We start from the raw sequence: 17695 nt of genomic DNA on the forward strand, positions 1-17695 counted from the left end.
GTCGACCAGGCATAGGCTTAAACGGCCTCGTTGGACTCGTCCTCGAACGCAGCGAAGACCGGGTCTTCGGTGACGATTTCTTCGGCGGCGATGAACTCGGGGGTGCAGATGCCTTCAGCAATTTCACGCAGGGCAACAACGGTAGGCTTGTCATTTTCCCATGCGACTCGCGGCTCTTTGCCACCGGTCGCCAGTTGACGGGCACGCTTGGTAGAGAGCATGACCAGCTCAAAGCGGTTATCCACGTGTTCTAGGCAGTCTTCAACGGTTACGCGGGCCATGGTCTTCCTCGTAGCAAATGCAATATGCGCGGTGCCCGGATGGGCGAGCGGACTCAGCAGTTTAAAAAAACACCAGCGATTAGGGAAGCGCTGATTTTTTGACCAACCTTTCCAACGCGCTACAAGTGCCAATGTAAAGCCCTTGCAGCGGTTTTGGGAAGTGTCGGTTAACCCAGCAATTCAGCCAGCAGTTTGCCGAAACGCACTTGCTGGCGTTTCTGTTGCAGCTGGTTGGCGCGGAAAATCGCTTTCAGATCGTCCAGCGCGTGGGCGAAATCGTCGTTGATGATCAGGTAGTCGTACTCTACGTAGTGGCTCATCTCGCTGACCGCTTCGCGCATCCGCCCGTCGATGATTTCGTCGCTGTCCTGGCCACGGTTGGTCAGGCGCTGGTGCAGGGCCTGAAGCGACGGCGGCAGAATGAAGATCGAACGTGCCTGTGGCATCAGCTTGCGCACCTGCTCGGCGCCCTGCCAGTCGATTTCCAGAATCAGGTCGTGACCTTCGTCCAGAGTCTGCTGCAGGCGGCTTTGCGAGGTGCCGTAGAAGTTGCCGAAGACTTCGGCGCGTTCGAGGAAATCGCCGTGCTCGCCCATCTTCACGAACTCTTCGCGGCTCACGAAGTGGTAGTTCACGCCGTCCACTTCGCCTGGGCGCATGGCGCGGGTGGTGTGGGAGATCGAGACGCGGATCTCTGGATTGGCGTCGGTCAGGGCCTTGACCAGGCTGCTCTTGCCCGCACCCGATGGGGCGGAAATGATGTACAGGGTGCCGGTGCTGTGGGTCATGTCGGGGTAGCCTTACTCAATATTCTGCACTTGTTCGCGCATCTGCTCGATCAACACCTTGAGGTTGACCGCCGCCTGGGTGCTGCGCGGGTCGAAGGCCTTGGAGCCCAGTGTGTTGGCTTCGCGGTTGAGCTCCTGCATCAGGAAGTCCAGGCGCCGTCCGGCGGCACCGCCGGACTTCAGAACCCGGCGAACTTCGATGATGTGGGTGCTCAGGCGATCCAGTTCTTCGGCCACGTCGCTCTTTTGCGCGAGCATGACCATTTCCTGTTCCAGGCGCTGCGGATCGAGCTCGGCCTTCATGTCGGCGAAGCGATCGAGCACCTTCTGGCGCTGGGTGGCGAGCATCTGCGGAACCAGTTCGCGCAGCGTCGTCACGTCTTCCTCAATGGAGGTCAGGCGTTCGTTGATCAGCCGTGCCAGCTCCGCGCCTTCGCGCTCGCGACCGGCCTTGAGCTCTTTCAGGCCCTGATTGAACAGCGCCAGGGCTTCGGCGTTCAGCGCCTGCGGGTCGCTCGCGTCGGCCACCAGCACGCCAGGCCAGGCCAGCACTTCCAGCGGGTTCAGTGCGGCGGGATTCTTGATCAGCCCGGCGACGGTTTCGGCGGCGGCGACCAGTTGCGCGGCGCGCTCGCGATCCACTTGCAGCGGTTTGCCGGTGCTTTCCTCGGTGAAGCGCAGGGTGCATTCCAGTTTGCCCCGCGACAGGCCCTGACGCAGCGCTTCGCGCACGGCGCCTTCGAGGTCGCGGAACGACTCCGGCAGGCGCAGATGGGGTTCCAGATAGCGGCTGTTGACCGAGCGCAGCTCCCAGCTCAGGGTGCCCTGGGCGCCGGCTTTCTCGACGCGGGCGAAGGCGGTCATGCTGTGCACCATGGCGGTGACCTCGCAATGCAGATCGGCGCGGAACATGTGCTCCGCAAGCCCGATATCAATGAATTTAAGCCGACTGGCAGCAAAGGCGCAGGATTGTAGCGCAGTGCGGCGGATGCGCCCAAACACACGGTGTGACAAAGGGCTGCAGGCCGTCGGCGATGTACGCTTCAGGGCCTTCAGTCGTCGGTCGGAATTTTTAGGCAGTGCCCAGGCGCGGTGCGCGGCCCTATAATGCTCCGCAGTTTTCCGTCCCCAGTACAGGTATCTCCTATGAAACGTCCAAGTGGTCGCGCTGCCGATCAGCTCCGCTCGATCCGCATTACCCGCAACTACACCAAGCACGCCGAGGGATCGGTACTGGTCGAATTCGGTGATACCAAAGTCATCTGCACCGTCAGCGTCGAGAACGGCGTGCCACGTTTCCTCAAGGGCCAGGGCCAGGGCTGGCTGACCGCCGAGTACGGCATGCTGCCGCGCGCCACCGGCGAGCGTAACCAGCGTGAAGCGAGCCGTGGCAAGCAGGGCGGTCGTACCCTGGAAATCCAGCGTCTGATCGGTCGCTCCCTGCGCGCTGCGCTGGACATGTCCAAGCTGGGTGATATCACGCTGTACGTCGACTGCGACGTGATCCAGGCTGACGGCGGCACCCGCACCGCGTCGATCACCGGCGCCATGGTTGCGCTGGTCGATGCGCTGAAAGTGATCAAGAAGCGCGGTGGCCTGAAAGGTGGCGATCCGCTCAAGCAAATGATCGGTGCCGTGTCGGTGGGCATGTATCAGGGCGAGGCCGTGCTGGATCTGGACTATCTTGAAGACTCCGCCGCCGAGACTGACCTCAACGTAGTGATGACCAGCACTGGCGGCTTCATCGAAGTCCAGGGCACCGCCGAAGGCGCGCCGTTCCAGCCTGAAGAGCTGACCGCGATGCTGGCGCTGGCGAAGAAAGGCATGAACGAGATTTTCGACCTGCAAAAGGCGGCGCTGGCCGACTGAGCAGGCACACAACCGCAAGGAGGACGCGATGAGTGATGAACAAGAGTTGCTGCCCAAACCGAGCCAGGAGGTTCGGCAATGGGCGATGTTTTGTCACTTGTCCGCCTTGCTGGGGATCTGGATTCCGTTCGGCACGCTGATCGGGCCGCTGGTCCTCTGGCAGATGAAGCGCGAGATGGACCCGTTCATCGACGCCCAGGGCAAAGAGGCGCTGAACTTTCAGATCACCGTCGCGATTGCCTCGCTCATTTGCTTCCTGCTGATGGTGCTGATTATCGGCTTCGTGCTGTTTGGCCTGGTGGCGATTGGTGCGCTGGTGCTGACGATCATTGCCGGGGTGAAGGCTAACGACGGTTTTCCGTATCGCTATCCGTTTACCTGGCGCTTGATCAAGTAGCTCACTCCCGCGCACAAAAAAACCGACATCGCTGTCGGTTTTTTTGTATCTGCGAAAAGACGCCTCAGATGGTCAGCGTCCAGTCGTAGTCGACGATCAGCGGCGCATGCTGCGAGAACCGAGGCTGACGCGGCAGGCGTGCGCTGCGCACGAAGCGCCGCAGGCCCGGGGTCAGGATCTGGTAGTCGAAGCGCCAGCCAAGGTTGAGCATCTCGGCCTGTTCGTTGTCCGGCCACCAGCTGTACTGATCGCCTTCGCGGCTGACTTCGCGCAGGGCATCGACATAACCCATGTTGCCGACAATCTCGTCCATCCAGGCGCGCTCAGGCGCGAGGAATCCCGGGGATTGCTGGCTGTCGCGCCAGTTTTTGATGTCGAGCTTCTGCTGCGCCACGTACAGCGAGCCACAATAAATGTACTCGCGACGTTTGCGCCGCTGTTTGTCCAGGTACTTGCCGAAGTCGTCCATGAGCTTGAACTTCTGGTTCAAGTCCTCATCGCCGTTCATCCCCGAAGGAAGCAGCAAGGTGGCAATACTGACTTTGTCGAAATCTGCTTGCAGGTAGCGCCCGTAGCGGTCGGCCGTCTCGAAACCGAGACCGCTGATGACAGCCTTCGGTTGCAACCGCGAATACAAAGCCACGCCACCTTGGGCAGGGACTTCAGCATCGCAGGCATAAAGGAAGTAGCCGTCCAGTTGGAAGGCTGGGTCATCCAGTTCAAAGGCGGAGGCACGGGTGTCCTGCAGGCAGATGACGTCGGCATTCTGTGCTTGCAGCCAACTGAGCAAACCTCGCTCGACTGCAGCCTGAATACCATTGACGTTCACACTGATGATCCGCATAAATGGCCCCAAAAATCGCGTGCGTGTATGATACACGGCGTCAAGCTAATTAGCTAAATCCGTGGTATTTGGGGTTTTTTTCATGCAAGCGTATCAGCGCGATTTCATTCGTTTTGCCATCGATCGCGGCGTTTTGCGCTTCGGTGAGTTCACCCTGAAGTCCGGGCGCACCAGTCCTTACTTCTTCAACGCCGGCCTGTTCAACTCGGGTTCGGCCCTGGCACAGCTGGGGCGTTTCTACGCCGCCGCCATCGCTGAAAGCGGTATTCCGTTCGACGTCCTGTTCGGCCCGGCCTACAAAGGCATCCCGTTGGCGGCGACCACCGCCGTGGCACTGGCCGAACATCACGACCGTGACCTGCCATGGTGCTTCAACCGCAAGGAAGCCAAGGCCCACGGCGAAGGCGGCAGCCTGGTTGGCGCCCCGCTGACCGGCGAGGTGCTGATCATCGACGACGTGATCACTGCTGGCACCGCGATCCGCGAAGTGATGCAGATCATCGCTTCCCAGGAGGGTGCCAAGGCCGCCGGCGTGCTGATTGCCCTGAACCGTCAGGAGCGCGGCAACGGCGAACTGTCGGCCATCCAGGAAGTCGAGCGTGATTTCGGCATCCCGGTGATCAGCATCGTGTCGCTGAATCAGGTCCTGGAATTCCTCGCGGACGACCCGCAGCTCAAGCAACACCTGCCAGCCGTGGAAGCGTATCGCGCGCAGTTTGGCGTATAACGCATTGCGCAACAGGTAAAAAAAGACCCCGCTCAGCCAGGCTGAGCGGGGTCTTTTTGTTTGCTCGGGCGCTTACCGCTTGCGGTTGCTGATCAGCGTACCCACACCGGTATCGGTGAAGATTTCCAGCAGGATCGCATTCGGCACGCGGCCGTCGATGATCAGCGAGCTGCCTACGCCGCCCTGGACCGCTTCCAGTGCGCAGCGGATCTTCGGCAGCATGCCGCCGTAGATGGTGCCGTCGGCGATCAGGTCGTCGACCTGCTGGGTGCTCAGGCCGGTCAATACCTTGCCCGACTTGTCCATCAGGCCGGCGATGTTGGTCAGCAGCATCAGTTTCTCGGCTTTCAGCGCTTCGGCAACCTTGCCCGCCACCAGGTCGGCGTTGATGTTGTACGACTCGCCGTTCTCGCCGACGCCGATGGGCGCGATCACCGGGATGAAGTTGCCTTTGACCAGCAGGTTCAGCAGTTCGGTGTTGATCCCGACCACTTCGCCGACATGGCCGATGTCGATGATCTCCGGCTGGGTCATCTCCGGCGTCTGGCGGGTCACGGTGAGCTTCTTCGCGCGAATCAGCCCGGCGTCCTTGCCGGTCAGGCCGATGGCGCTGCCGCCATGGCTGTTGATCAGGTTGACGATGCTTTTGTTGACCTGGCCGCCGAGGACCATTTCCACCACGTCCATGGTCGCCGCGTCTGTAACGCGCATGCCATCGACGAAGTGGCTTTCGATCGACAGGCGCTTGAGCAGATCACCGATCTGCGGGCCGCCGCCGTGAACCACGACCGGGTTGATGCCCACGGCCTTCATCAGCACGATGTCGCGGGCGAAGCCGGTTTTCAGCTCCTCGCTTTCCATCGCGTTGCCGCCGTATTTGATCACCAGGGTCTTGCCGACATAGCGTCGGATGTAAGGCAACGCTTCGGACAGGACCTGGGCGGTGTGGGCGGCGGCTTCGCGTTCGAGGGTCATTCAGGGCTCCGGGTGGATCAGAACGGTAGTTGGAGATCAGGTGCAACGCGTTTCAGTTGGGCGTGGAACACATCCTTGATGCGCTGCAGTTCAGCCTCGTCATCGGCCTCGAAGCGCAGCACCAGCACCGGTGTGGTGTTGGAGGCGCGCACCAGGCCCCAGCCTTTGGCGTAGTCGACCCGCACGCCGTCAATGGTGGTCAGGTCGGCGCCTGCGCCCCACTGTGCGTCGTGCAGTGCATCAATGATGCTGAATTTGCTCTCTTCGGTCACATGGATATTGATTTCCGGCGTGGAAATATCATTCGGGAAGGTCGCGAACAGCGCTTCCGCCGTGGATTTTTCCTTGCTGAGGATTTCCAGCAGCCGTGCGGCGCTGTAAATGCCATCATCGAAACCGAACCAGCGCTCCTTGAAGAAGATATGCCCGCTCATTTCGCCGGCCAACAGCGCGCCGGATTGTTTCATTTTCTTTTTGATCAACGAGTGACCGGTCTTCCACATTAGCGGCCGACCGCCGTATTCCTTGATCAGCGGCACCAGGCGACGGGTGCATTTGACGTCGAAGATGATTTCCGCGTCCGGGTTGCGCGCCACCACGTCGCGGGCGAACAGCATCAGCAGGCGATCCGGGAACACGATGCTGCCGGTGTCGGTCACCACGCCGACACGGTCACCGTCGCCGTCGAAGGCCAGGCCGATGTCGGCTCCGGTTTCCTTGACCTTGGCGATCAGGTCGACAAGGTTTTCCGGTTTGCCCGGGTCCGGGTGGTGGTTCGGAAAGTTGCCGTCCACTTCACAGAACAGCGGGATGACTTCGCAGTTCAGCGCTTCGATCAGTTGCGGGGCGATCACGCCGGCCGCGCCGTTGCCACAGTCGACCACCACTTTCAGGCGCCGGGCGAGCTTGATGTCCTGGACGATTTCGGTGGTGTAGCGGTCGAGGATTTCGACCTGGGTCACGCTGCCCTGGCCGCTGCTCAGGTTGTTGGTCTTGATGCGCTCGTGCAGCACCTGGATCTGTTCGTTGGCGAGGGTGTCGCCGGCGATCACGATCTTGAAACCGTTGTAGTTCGACGGGTTGTGGCTGCCGGTGAGCATCACCCCGGACTTGCCGGCCAGCACGTTGGCGGCGTAGTACAACGCTGGCGTCGGCACCAGGCCGACATCGCTGACGTGGCAACCGCTCTCGGCGATGCCGCGAATCAGCTCGGCAACCAGTTCCGGACCGGACAGACGGCCGTCGCGCCCCACAGAAACGTTCGGTTCACCCTGGGCCAGGCTCTGCGAGCCGATGGCGCGGCCGATCCAGTAGGCGGTTTCGGCATTGAGGAATTCCGGCACGGTGCCGCGAATGTCATAGGCGCGGAAGATGCTGTCGGGCAGCTTTGGGGCAATCTTGGCTGGGGTGCTCATCTGCGGAAATGCTCCATCTCGAAAGTGACTGGACTCACCGGCGACTCATTCGACGGCAGGCTCAAACTGAAGGGTATGACGGTGTTTTCCACAGAGAGTTCGTGGTGTGAAAGGGCCATGACGCCACGGCTGGCGTGGCTTTGCCCGGTCAATGCCTTGATTTGCGGCGGTAAAACTCACAGATGACAATTTGAATTTTGTGCCGGGGAACAAGCTCCTCGGCACAACGGATCACTTGGTGCCGGAATGACCGAAACCACCGGCGCCGCGCTCGGTTTCGACGAATTCCTCAACCATCTCGAAGTGCGCCTGCACCACCGGCACCAGCACCAGTTGCGCCAGACGCTCGCCGACCGGCATGGTGAATTCGCTCTGGCCACGGTTCCAGCAGGACACCATCAGCGGGCCCTGGTAGTCGGAGTCGATCAGGCCGACCAGGTTGCCCAGCACGATGCCGTGCTTATGGCCCATGCCGGAGCGCGGCAGGATCAGCGCGGCGAGGTTCGGGTCGCCGATGTACACCGACAGCCCCGTGGGGATCAGCACGGTTTCACCCGGTTTGATCACGATGTCCTGTTCCAGCATGGCGCGCAGGTCGAGGCCGGCGGAGCCTGGCGTGGCGTATTGCGGCAGCGGGAATTCGGTGCCAATGCGTGGGTCGAGGATCTTGGCTTGCAAAGCGTGCATGTAAGTTAAACCTGGTTCAGACGTTCGGCGATAAAAGTGACCAGTTGGCGAGCGATCTTGCTCTTGCTGGTCTGGGCGAAAACCGTGGCGTGAAGCGCACGGTCGATGACGCTACAGGCGTTTTCCTCGCTGTTGAAACCGATGCTCGGATTGGCGACGTCGTTGGCGACGATCAGATCGAGGTTCTTGTCCTTCAGCTTGCGTGCAGCGTAGTCGAGCAGGTGTTCGGTCTCGGCGGCGAAGCCGACACTGAACGGACGGTCGGGACGGGTGGCGATGCTCGCCAGGATGTCCGGGTTGCGCACCATTTGCAGGACGAAGCCGTCACCGCTCGTAGGGTCTTTCTTGAGTTTTTGTGGGGCGACGACTTCCGGACGGTAGTCCGCGACCGCCGCCGAGGCGATGAAGATGTCGCAAGGGATCGCGGCTTCACACGCGGCGAGCATGTCGCGGGCGCTGACCACGTCGATGCGTGTGACGCGATCCGGGGTCGGCAGATGCACCGGGCCGCTGATCAGTGTGACGCGGGCGCCGGCTTCCACCGCCGCTTCGGCCAGGGCGAAGCCCATTTTTCCGGAGCTGTGGTTGGTGATGTAGCGCACCGGGTCGATGTTTTCCTGGGTCGGGCCAGCGGTAATCACCACATGCTTGCCGGTCAGCGCCTGGCGCTGGAAGCAGTCCGCCGCGCATTGCGCCAGGTCGGTGGCTTCCATCATCCGGCCCATGCCGACGTCGCCGCAGGCCTGGCTGCCGGAGGCCGGGCCGAAGGTCTTCAGGCCACGGCTTTCAAGGAGTTGCAGGTTGGCCTGGGTCGCCGGGTCGCGCCACATGGCCTGGTTCATCGCCGGGGCCACGGCGACGATGGCGTCGGTGGCCAGCACCAGGGTGGTCAGTAAATCATTGGCAATGCCCTGTGCCAGACGGGCGAGCAGGTCGGCAGTGGCCGGGGCGATCAGCACCAGATCGGCCCATTTCGCCAGCTCGATGTGACCCATCGCAGCCTCGGCGGCCGGGTCGAGCAGATCGAGGTGAACCGGGTGGCCGGACAGCGCCTGCATGGTCAGCGGGGTAATGAACTCACTGCCGCCACGGGTCATGACCACGCGCACTTCGGCACCCTGGTCGATCAGGCGGCGAACCAGATCGGCGCTCTTGTAGGCAGCAATGCCGCCGCCGACGCCCAGAACGATGCGTTTCCGATACAGCCGCTGCATAGGTCTGCCTTTCATTTCGTTGGTGACAAGCATGGCGAAACCCCCTCCCCAGGGTGAATTCGCCCGCAAAAGTCGGGTAGCCCCATTCCATTGCTGGAATGAGGCCCCCTAAGAACCGTACGTGCGCCTTTCAGCGCATACGGCTCAAGCCTTGCAAAACCTCATCAAGAGGCCGGTTTGTTCACTGTCAAACCCAATGCATGGAGTCGCTGGTGACAAACTGGGTGCAATAATACTCGATTGCTTAGAGAGTCGTTACCGCCGTGTGTACGGTAGACAATGTGATGATCATGCCATCCCGTTACTTTGGAAATCGACTGCTCACATAGAGCACACTTTCCATTCTGACTTCGGAACAAACTGAGAATCTGCGTACGATATTTCAGCTTTTTCAGCATCCGCTCCATACGCAGTTTCTCGCCCATCCCTTCCATTGAAGGGTCGAAGGGGTTGTATCCTCCGCTGACTTTTCGGTGACGCTCAATGGGTGTAGCGGCTATCGAGTACAGCTTGAGAGGCATCTGCTCTCCCTTGCTGTTTGTTACTGTTTTGGCGAATACCCAGCTTTTCTGCGCCTGTGCGGGGAAATATTTTCCTTTCACCCAGGTTGCGTCCTTGTTGGGATGTCGCCGTTTGGCCCAGCGCCAAAGCGCGAAGTTAATCACATGGTCCATTCGACTGTACGCTTGCTTGGCGACTACTGGCTGGTGATATAACGCCCAGCCTCGCAGTATCGGGTTCAGCAATCGAATCAGATCCTCTTGCCTAACCGTCTTGTTGGTGCTGATGACCTCCTTCACCTTGCGATAGAACGTTTGTACGTTTTTCTTGCTTGGCTTGATCAGGAGCTTCCCGGAGTACTTGCGGAAATTCCATCCCAGAAAGTCAAAGCCTACGTCTATGTGTGCCACACGGGTTTTCTCGGGTGACAACTGCAGTCCTCGCACAGCGAGGAACTGCTCAACCCAAGGTTTGATCTCATTTTCCAGCATCTCTTTCGATTCTCCGGTAATCACAAAATCGTCCGCGTAACGCACCACATTGATTTTCAGCTTTTTGGCTTTCGTCACGCCCAGATGTTGCTTGAGCTGTGCTTCCAGACCGTCCAGCGCCATGTTTGCCAAGGTAGGCGAAATGATTCCGCCTTGTGGCGTACCGGCATCCGTTGCCTGAAGCTGGCCTTTATGTATCACTCCAGCTTTCAACCATTTCCGAAGGATCGCTTTGTCCGTAGGGACGTTGGCGATCAGCCAGTCATGGTTGATGTGGTCAAAGCAGCCTTTGATGTCCGCTTCCAATATCCATTGGGCCGAAACCTTTTTGGATAAGCATACGAACAGCTGTCCCATCGCATCCGCCGTCGAACGTTCAATCCGAAAGCCATAGCTGTTCGGATCACCTGTGGTTTCTGCAATGGGCGCCAAGGCCAGCAAATACAGCGCTTGCATGGCCCTGTCAGTCATGGTTGGAATGCCCAGAGGGCGTTCTTTCCCATTCGATTTCGGGATAAAAACCCGCCGTAGAGGCCGTGGTTTATATCCGTGGCGCTTTAGTCCATCTACCGCTTTCCATTTGGCATCGGGTGTGTCCCAGAGCACGCGATCGACTCCCGCCGTGCGCTTGCCCTGGTTTTCAGTGACTCTTCGAACGGCCAAGTATCTGGCCGAACGAGAGCGGGTCAGCATCCGCTGAAGGGTTTTCACCCGACGTTGGTTGCCTTCTCGACAAGCCTTCGCAATCCGTACCTGTATTGCCCGAACATTCCGCTGAACGCGACACCAGTCGATGTCATGCCAACTTTGCGGAACGTCGGATGGCGCAGACACGGCTATAGCGCTGTGTACTAGCATGCAGCCTTCCTCTCAAATGCCCCGAGCTGAAGACGTACGCATCCCCTGACGGGGATGGACGCTCCCGTCAGGGTTGGATTAATGGGAGGCCATTACGGCTGGCCTCTTGGATCATTGAGACAGGTTCAGTCAGTGTTCATGCGACGCAAGACCACGCAGAAGTCTGCCCGGTTTCCCGTGGAGTAATGTTTCAACTCCTATCCAGACCATTACAGCCCGGCTTTCGCTTTCTCTGCGATCCCATACCCGCACAGCCAACAGATCCCCTTGCGGTTCACCTGCCCTAAGGCAGCTGTTCGGGCTTACCACGTTCCCTGCCTGTCACACGATTGGTTTAGGGTCTGCCTTTTCACCGGGAGCCTTTGTAGCGACGTATTCCCACATCCCACAGGAATAACCGGCTCCGTGCCTTTTGGCTCGAGCCTGACAGCAGTTTTGGCTCGTTCGTAGTTACGGCGTTTATCAGCAGTTCAATCATGTTTACCCGTACCAACCAGCCTAGCGCCTCAACCCGGTACTGCTCCGAGCATCCACACCCTCACCTCGCGGTGAGAGCATGCCCTGACGGGGGCTACATTGTTGGAAGAGCTTCACACCCCACCGTTACCAGTAGCGCATGTCTTCGTAGGCTATCGTTGGTCGCACAACGAGTCCGCTGCTAACTCAAAAAAGAGATAGTTGGACAATGACAGACAGAGCGTTTGCTCATGTCTCCGAGAGTTTTGGCGAAGCAGGAACTGCCGATGCAGCATGCTTAGAGAATTGTTGCCTCGTATTGCTGAGGCAGAAAATAGTCCCTGCGGGGATTATTTTCCGCAAGGTTGCGCCCTTAGAGGGGCTGGGAAAGTTAAGCACTCCAGGACCGGGGGCGCCGGTACTGAGGTCGAGCTAAGGAGCGCGATTCGACCCTGGGTTTGCCAAACCGCCGCAGCGGCTAAGTCCTTGATGGCAGTGGACTTCCGGGCAGATTTTGTTTCACAGGGCTGGGTACCTATGCTTCGGTTCTAAGAGAACCCTTCAAGATGACCTGACACCTCGAAGAAGGGAGACACGAGGATCGTGTCGCACAAGATGGGCTACGATATCACAGCGACCGCTAGGGAACAGCGGCGCCCACAGACAAGGAATGTGTATGAGTATTCGCGATTGGCCGGCGGCGGAAAGGCCGCGGGAAAGGTTGTTGGAACAGGGCCCTGCGAGCCTTTCGGATGCTGAACTGCTGGCGATTTTCTTGCGAACCGGCGTGCCGGGGAAAAGTGCAGTCGATCTGGCGCGGCATCTGTTGAATCAGTTTGGCAGTCTGCGATTGCTGCTTGAGGCTGACCAGGAGGTATTCAGCAGGCAGTTGGGTCTGGGTCCTGCGAAGTTTGCCCAACTGCAAGCTGCTCAAGAAATGAGCAAGCGGCATCTGGCCGAGCGCTCACGACAGAAACCGGCGCTGGAAAATCCTCAGGTGGTTCGGGATTACCTCAAAGCCATGCTGCGTCATGAGCCGCATGAGGTGTTCGGTTGCCTGTTTCTGGACTCCAAACATCAGGTGCTGACCTTCGAGACGCTATTTCGTGGCTCGATCGACAACACGGCCGTCCATCCCCGGGAAGTGGTGAAGCGTGCGCTGGCGAACAATGCGGCGGCCGTGATCCTGTGCCACAACCACCCGTCGGGTAACACGGATCCCAGCCAGGCCGATCGATTGTTGACCAAGCGATTGCAGAAGGCTCTGGAGTTGATCGACGTGCGGGTGCTCGATCACTTCATCGTCGGCGATGGCGAGCCGTTGTCGATGGCGGAGTGTGGCTGGATGTAAATCTGAGGCGCAAGGAAAGTACTGTGGGAGCGAGCTTGCTCGCGAAGGCGTTGTGTCAGGCAGCATCATCTTTGCTGACAGATTGCATTCGCGAGCAAGCTCGCTCCCACAGGTTTTGTGTGGTGCCGGGTTACTTGATGCTGACCTTGGAGTAATCCTGGCGGCCGAACGGGGAGACCGCGTAACCCTGAACGTCCTTGCGCGTCAGCGCATATGCCGTCGGATGCGCCAGCGGCAGCCACAACGCCTGCTGCTGGATCTGCGCTTGTGCCTGCTCGTACAGTTTGCTGCGCACGCCTTGCTCGCTGGTGGTCTTGCCGGCGCTGATCAGCTTGTCCAGGTCGGCATTGCAGTAACGGGCGAAGTTGGTGCCGGATTTCACCGCCGCGCAGGAAAACTGCGGGGTGAGGAAGTTGTCCGGGTCGCCGTTGTCGCCGGCCCAGCCCATGAACAGCAAATCATGCTCGCCGGCCTTCGCGCGGCGAATCAGCTCGCCCCACTCAATCACGCGGATTTCCGCCTGAATGCCGATTTCCGCCAGATCCGATTGCAGCAGTTGTGCGCCGAGGCTCGGGTTGGGGTTGAGCAGGCTGCCGGACGGGCGCGTCCAGATGGTGGTCTGGAAGCCGTCCTTCAGCCCGGCCTTGGCCAGCAGTGCCTTGGCCTTGGTGACGTCGTGGGCGTAACCCGGCAGGTTCTTGGCGTAGCTCCAGGTGTTCGGTGGATAGGGGCCGTTGGCCGCTTCGGCGGTGCCCTCGAATACAGCCTTGAGGTAGTTGTCCTTGTCGAAGGCGAGGTTGATCGCCTGCCGCACTTCCGGCTTGTCCAGCGGCGGATGCTGGCTGTTGATGCCGACGAACGCGGTCATGAACGCGTCAGTCCTTTCCACTTTCAGTGTCGGCTCTTCCTTGGCCGCCTGTACGTCCAGCGGTTTCGGCGACAGGGCGATCTGGCACTCGTTACGCCGCAGTTTTTGCAGGCGCACGTTGGCGTCCGGGGTGATGGCGAAGATCAGCGGGTCCACTGAAGGCTTGCCGCCAAAGTAATCCGGGTTGGCTTTGTAGCGAACCGAGGCGTCTTTCTGGAAACGGGTGAAGACGAACGGGCCGGTGCCGATCGGCTGGCTGTTGAGCTTGTCCGTCGCGTTGGCTTTCAGCAGTTTGTCGGCGTATTCGGCGGAATAGATCGAGGCGAAACCCATGCTCAGGGTGGCGAGGAAGGTCGAGTCCGGGTGATCGAGGGTAAAGCGCACGGTCAGTGGGTCCAGGGCGTCGATCTTCTTGATCAGTGTCGGCAACTGCATCGATTGGGCATGGGGGAAGCCGCTCTGGGCGACTTTGTGCCATGGGTTGGCCGGATCGAGCATGCGCTCGAAGCTGAACTTGACGTCTTCGGCGGTCAACTCGCGGCTCGGCTTGAAGTATTCGGTGGTGTGGAATTTCACCTGCGGGTGCAGCTTGAACACATAGGTCAGGCCATCGGTGCTGACTTCCCAGCTCTCGGCCAGGCTCGGGACGACCTTGCCGCTGGCGGTGTCGAAATCCACCAGGCGATTCATCAGCACGTCGGCGGAGGCGTTGGTGGTGGTCAGCGAGTTGTACTGCACCACGTCGAACCCTTCCGGGCTGGCCTCGGTGCAGACGCTCAGGGCGGCGGCGTAGGCCAGGGGGCTCAATAGTAGCGGGGCGAAGAGCAGGGGGAGGGCAGCGAGGCGCATGGTCGGCTTCCTTTACAGTCGAAGGCCCATCTGCAAGTGCAGTCTGGAAAAGGCCTACCCTAGTGGTCGCGATTGCAAATGACTATCCCCTTTTTGTATTTTGCGCCGCCGTGGCTGCAGGATTTGTCGGAAATGGCGGCGGGAAAAGTCGCTATCGCTGGGCTGGCGGATTTTCTGCGACGAATGGTCAAAGTTGGCGATGGCCTTGGCCCAAGGCTCTCGCGGGCAAAAAAAGCACCCTTTTGCCGATTGATTTCACACCGATTGTTGTTGCTCTCTGGTCTTTCTGGTATAAAGCAGCGCTCTTTTCTAGGGGCCCGGTTCCTTCACTGTAGGTGTAGCCGGTAAGACCTCTAAAGAATCGCGGCGCCTGGCGCCACAATGACTAGAGATTAAGCGGCCAACCCATGCCGGGTTGGGCATGTGGTTTTAGAGGGCTGAGGCATGTCTAGAGTATGTCAAGTTACCGGTAAGGGTCCGGTAACCGGGAATAACATTTCCCACGCAAACAACAAAACCCGTCGTCGTTTCCTGCCGAACCTGCAGCATCACCGCTTCTGGGTTGAAGAAGAGAAACGTTTCGTACGCCTGCGCGTATCCGCCAAAGGCATGCGTATCATCGACAAGCGCGGCATCAGCGTCGTGCTGGCCGAACTTCGTCGCGATGGCAAGGTTTAAGGGAGCTAATCATGCGTGAATTGATTCGTTTGATCTCGAGCGCCGGTACTGGTCACTTCTACACTACCGACAAGAACAAGCGTACTACCCCGGACAAAATCGAGATCAAGAAATATGATCCGGTTGTTCGCAAGCACGTGATCTACAAGGAAGGCAAAATCAAGTAATTGATTTTTCCCGACTGACGAAAAAGGCCCGTATCTCAACGATACGGGCCTTTTTTGTTGCCCCGGATTCGGGTTGACCGTTCTGGCGCCGCAAATCCTCAGGCTTTCTGTTCGAAGATCACATAGATCTTGCGGCAGGCCTCCAGCACCTCCCACGTACCCCGGAAGCCGGCCGGGATCACGAAGCGGTCACCGACCCGCAGGGTCTTGGCGTTGCCGTCGTTGTCGCGCAGTACCGAAACACCCTGAAGGATTTCGCAGTATTCGTGCTCGGTGTAATTCACCGTCCATTGCCCGATCGCACCTTCCCACACGCCGACGTTCATCTGTCCGCAAGGGCTGTCGTACTGGTTGAACACCGCTTGTTCCGGATCGCCCTTGAGGACCTTGGCCGGATCGGGCCGATAGCGTTCGGCTTCGCTGGTGGTCAGGCTGATGTCGACGACGTTCTGGATGTTCATTGTTGTTATCCCCTGTGAATGCGGCGCGATTGTCTGGAAAGGGCCAAAGTCTATGTTTATTAAATTGAACACCGCAAGGCTGTATAGCGACCTTATGTCAAATATATTGAAACAAACCCGGCCGCTGGTTTAGGGTGGCGGGTGCCTTGGGCCGAAAAGCAGGCTGGCCGGGCAGAATTCCCGAGGACGCTGGCGAAGATCGCGCGGCGCTCGTATTCAACAAGAGGAGGACTCTCGAATGACCACCCTGACTCGTGCCGACTGGGAACAACGCGCCAGCGACCTGAAGATCGAAGGCCGCGCTTACCTCAATGGCGAGTACACCAACGCCGTTTCCGGCGAAACCTTCGAGTGCATCAGCCCGGTCGACGGCCGTCTGCTGGGCAAGATTGCCAGCTGTGATGCCGCCGACGCCCAGCGCGCCGTGGAAAATGCCCGCGCCACCTTCAATTCCGGCGTCTGGTCGCGCCTGGCGCCGACCAAACGCAAAGCCACCATGATTCGTTTCGCCGGCCTGCTCAAGCAGCACGCCGAAGAACTGGCCCTGCTCGAAACCCTGGACATGGGCAAGCCGATCAGCGATTCGCTGTACATCGACGTACCGGGTGCGGCGCAAGCGCTGAGCTGGAGCGGTGAAGCGATCGACAAGATCTACGATGAAGTCGCCGCGACCCCGCACGATCAACTGGGTCTGGTGACCCGTGAACCTGTGGGCGTGGTCGGTGCCATTGTGCCGTGGAACTTCCCGCTGATGATGGCCTGCTGGAAGCTGGGTCCGGCGCTGTCGACCGGTAACTCGGTGATCCTCAAGCCGTCGGAAAAATCCCCGCTGACCGCCATTCGTATCGCTGCCCTGGCGGTCGAGGCCGGCATTCCGAAAGGCGTGCTCAACGTGCTGCCGGGCTACGGCCACACCGTTGGCAAGGCGCTGGCCCTGCATAACGACGTCGACACCCTGGTGTTCACCGGTTCGACCAAGATCGCCAAGCAACTGATGATCTATTCCGGCGAGTCGAACATGAAGCGCGTCTGGCTGGAGGCCGGTGGCAAGAGCCCGAACATCGTGTTCGCCGATGCCCCGGATCTGCAAGCGGCCGCCGAATCCGCCGCCAGCGCCATCGCCTTCAACCAGGGCGAGGTCTGCACCGCCGGTTCGCGCCTGCTGGTCGAGCGTTCGATCAAGGACAAATTCCTGCCGCTGGTGATCGAGGCCCTGAAAGCCTGGAAACCGGGCAATCCGCTGGATCCGGCCACCAACGTCGGTGCGCTGGTGGACACCCAGCAGATGAACACCGTGCTGTCCTACATCGAATCGGGTCACACCGATGGCGCCAAACTGGTGGCCGGTGGCAAGCGCATCCTGCAGGAAACCGGTGGCACCTACGTCGAGCCGACGATTTTCGACGGCGTAAGCAACGCGATGAAAATTGCCCAGGAAGAAATCTTCGGCCCGGTGTTGTCGGTCATCACCTTCGATACCGCCGAGGAAGCGATCAACATCGCCAACGACACGCCGTACGGTCTGGCGGCAGCGGTGTGGACGGCTGACATCTCCAAAGCGCACCTGACTGCCAAGGCCTTGCGTGCCGGCAGCGTGTGGGTCAACCAGTACGACGGCGGCGACATGACCGCACCGTTCGGCGGCTTCAAGCAGTCGGGCAACGGTCGTGACAAGTCGTTGCATGCGTTCGACAAGTACACCGAACTGAAGGCGACCTGGATCAAGCTGTAATCCGTTGACGGGAGCCTGCCCGGTCAGGCTCCCGCACAACCCAGAGATCCCTTGTGGGAGCGGGTTTGCCCGCGAATGCGGTGTAT

The 17695-nt window shown here is 59.7% G+C and carries 17 protein-coding genes and 1 pseudogene; 7 read left to right on the plus strand and 11 right to left on the minus strand.

The genetic code is table 11. The annotated features are described in order from the left end of the window. Positions 1-17: 17 nt before the first annotated feature. The 3 genes from rpoZ to KVQ74_RS01410 all read right to left on the minus strand — a co-directional run bounded on the left by rpoZ (position 18) and on the right by KVQ74_RS01410 (position 1945). Complete coding sequence (rpoZ, locus tag KVQ74_RS01400) at positions 18-281, minus strand: DNA-directed RNA polymerase subunit omega (RefSeq protein ID WP_217829223.1); 264 nt, start codon at positions 279-281, stop codon at positions 18-20. Positions 282-448: 167 nt separating this feature from the next. Beyond that, on the minus strand, positions 449-1069 hold the full coding sequence (gene gmk, locus KVQ74_RS01405; RefSeq protein WP_025112706.1) for a guanylate kinase: 621 nt from the start codon (positions 1067-1069) through the stop codon (positions 449-451). 12 nt (positions 1070-1081) lie between these two features. Continuing rightward, positions 1082-1945: a YicC/YloC family endoribonuclease gene (locus KVQ74_RS01410; protein ID WP_217829629.1), complete on the minus strand. Its 864-nt coding sequence runs from the start codon at positions 1943-1945 to the stop codon at positions 1082-1084. A 270-nt stretch (positions 1946-2215) separates the two neighbouring features. On the opposite strand from KVQ74_RS01410, the gene rph reads away from it, so the two are divergent. After that, complete coding sequence (gene rph, locus KVQ74_RS01415; RefSeq protein ID WP_217829224.1) at positions 2216-2938, plus strand: ribonuclease PH; 723 nt, start codon at positions 2216-2218, stop codon at positions 2936-2938. Positions 2939-2966: 28 nt separating this feature from the next. Next, positions 2967-3335 carry a DUF4870 domain-containing protein gene (locus KVQ74_RS01420; RefSeq protein WP_217829225.1) on the plus strand — a complete coding sequence of 123 codons (369 nt, stop codon included), beginning with the start codon at positions 2967-2969 and terminating at the stop codon, positions 3333-3335. A 64-nt stretch (positions 3336-3399) separates the two neighbouring features. On the opposite strand, the gene KVQ74_RS01425 is transcribed toward KVQ74_RS01420, so the two are convergent. Further along, positions 3400-4179 (minus strand): exodeoxyribonuclease III, encoded by a 780-nt coding sequence (locus tag KVQ74_RS01425; protein ID WP_007920349.1) that lies wholly within the window; start codon positions 4177-4179, stop codon positions 3400-3402. An 82-nt stretch (positions 4180-4261) separates the two neighbouring features. Here KVQ74_RS01425 and pyrE point away from each other — a divergent pair, with 82 nt between their 5' ends. Continuing rightward, positions 4262-4906 carry an orotate phosphoribosyltransferase gene (gene pyrE, locus KVQ74_RS01430; RefSeq protein ID WP_202369197.1) on the plus strand — a complete coding sequence of 215 codons (645 nt, stop codon included), beginning with the start codon at positions 4262-4264 and terminating at the stop codon, positions 4904-4906. Between the two features lie 72 nt (positions 4907-4978). On the opposite strand, the gene argB is transcribed toward pyrE, so the two are convergent. The 5 genes and pseudogenes from argB to ltrA all read right to left on the minus strand — a co-directional run bounded on the left by argB (position 4979) and on the right by ltrA (position 11047). Continuing rightward, complete coding sequence (gene argB, locus KVQ74_RS01435; RefSeq protein ID WP_217829226.1) at positions 4979-5881, minus strand: acetylglutamate kinase; 903 nt, start codon at positions 5879-5881, stop codon at positions 4979-4981. Positions 5882-5898: 17 nt separating this feature from the next. Continuing rightward, positions 5899-7302, minus strand: a pseudogene (locus KVQ74_RS01440) (phosphomannomutase/phosphoglucomutase); the annotation flags it as partial. A 225-nt stretch (positions 7303-7527) separates the two neighbouring features. Continuing rightward, positions 7528-7983 (minus strand): dUTP diphosphatase, encoded by a 456-nt coding sequence (gene dut / locus KVQ74_RS01445; protein WP_217829228.1) that lies wholly within the window; start codon positions 7981-7983, stop codon positions 7528-7530. A gap of 5 nt (positions 7984-7988) precedes the next feature. After that, on the minus strand, positions 7989-9197 hold the full coding sequence (coaBC, locus tag KVQ74_RS01450) for a bifunctional phosphopantothenoylcysteine decarboxylase/phosphopantothenate--cysteine ligase CoaBC (protein WP_217829630.1): 1209 nt from the start codon (positions 9195-9197) through the stop codon (positions 7989-7991). A gap of 164 nt (positions 9198-9361) precedes the next feature. Next, complete coding sequence (gene ltrA / locus KVQ74_RS01455; RefSeq protein ID WP_217829229.1) at positions 9362-11047, minus strand: group II intron reverse transcriptase/maturase; 1686 nt, start codon at positions 11045-11047, stop codon at positions 9362-9364. Positions 11048-12179: 1132 nt separating this feature from the next. On the opposite strand from ltrA, the gene radC reads away from it, so the two are divergent. Then, on the plus strand, positions 12180-12854 hold the full coding sequence (gene radC / locus KVQ74_RS01460; RefSeq protein WP_217829230.1) for a RadC family protein: 675 nt from the start codon (positions 12180-12182) through the stop codon (positions 12852-12854). Between the two features lie 130 nt (positions 12855-12984). Here the strand turns inward: radC and KVQ74_RS01465 are convergent, their stop codons facing one another. Continuing rightward, positions 12985-14571 (minus strand): ABC transporter substrate-binding protein, encoded by a 1587-nt coding sequence (locus KVQ74_RS01465; RefSeq protein WP_217829231.1) that lies wholly within the window; start codon positions 14569-14571, stop codon positions 12985-12987. Between the two features lie 444 nt (positions 14572-15015). Here KVQ74_RS01465 and rpmB point away from each other — a divergent pair, with 444 nt between their 5' ends. Beyond that, positions 15016-15249: a 50S ribosomal protein L28 gene (gene rpmB / locus KVQ74_RS01470; RefSeq protein ID WP_003177273.1), complete on the plus strand. Its 234-nt coding sequence runs from the start codon at positions 15016-15018 to the stop codon at positions 15247-15249. 11 nt (positions 15250-15260) lie between these two features. Continuing rightward, positions 15261-15416: a 50S ribosomal protein L33 gene (gene rpmG / locus KVQ74_RS01475; RefSeq protein ID WP_003177274.1), complete on the plus strand. Its 156-nt coding sequence runs from the start codon at positions 15261-15263 to the stop codon at positions 15414-15416. A gap of 98 nt (positions 15417-15514) precedes the next feature. Here the strand turns inward: rpmG and KVQ74_RS01480 are convergent, their stop codons facing one another. Then, positions 15515-15877 carry a cupin domain-containing protein gene (locus KVQ74_RS01480; RefSeq protein WP_217829232.1) on the minus strand — a complete coding sequence of 121 codons (363 nt, stop codon included), beginning with the start codon at positions 15875-15877 and terminating at the stop codon, positions 15515-15517. A 238-nt stretch (positions 15878-16115) separates the two neighbouring features. On the opposite strand from KVQ74_RS01480, the gene KVQ74_RS01485 reads away from it, so the two are divergent. Beyond that, positions 16116-17609: an aldehyde dehydrogenase gene (locus tag KVQ74_RS01485; protein WP_217829233.1), complete on the plus strand. Its 1494-nt coding sequence runs from the start codon at positions 16116-16118 to the stop codon at positions 17607-17609. Positions 17610-17695 lie beyond the last annotated feature (86 nt).

Origin of the sequence: Pseudomonas botevensis (assembly GCF_019145475.1) — a bacterium.
Lineage (GTDB): Bacteria > Pseudomonadota > Gammaproteobacteria > Pseudomonadales > Pseudomonadaceae > Aquipseudomonas > Aquipseudomonas botevensis.